The organism is Aquibacillus halophilus, assembly GCF_009649745.1.
In the GTDB taxonomy this organism is placed as follows: domain Bacteria; phylum Bacillota; class Bacilli; order Bacillales; family Amphibacillaceae; genus Aquibacillus; species Aquibacillus halophilus.
The window spans coordinates 1-281 of record NZ_WJNG01000045.1; the positions used below are offsets into that span (position 1 = coordinate 1).

Consider the following 281-nt stretch of genomic DNA (forward strand, 5'->3'; position numbering starts at 1 on the left):
TTAGCAGATGTATCCTCTATATTTGCATAGGTATTATAGGTAGATTCAATGAAAGGAACCAGATCATATCTTAGCTCGTAGTCAAAATAATAGAAACCAAGCATGTTCGTTCCCTCAGAATTGAATGATTGGTCAGTCCAATCATGTGAACTTCTCCCGTTAGGAAATACCACAATTACTGGGTTAATATCACCATTAGCAATCAAATTGTCTAAGATATTACAGATGACATAATTACCATCTGCTTCCCCACTTCCGGTTAACCATTCGTTATGGTTACC

1 pseudogene is annotated in these 281 nt (G+C 36.7%); it reads right to left on the reverse strand.

What is annotated here, in order from left to right:
• Positions 1 to 281: pseudogene (locus GH741_RS22535) on the reverse strand (alpha/beta hydrolase); the annotation flags it as partial.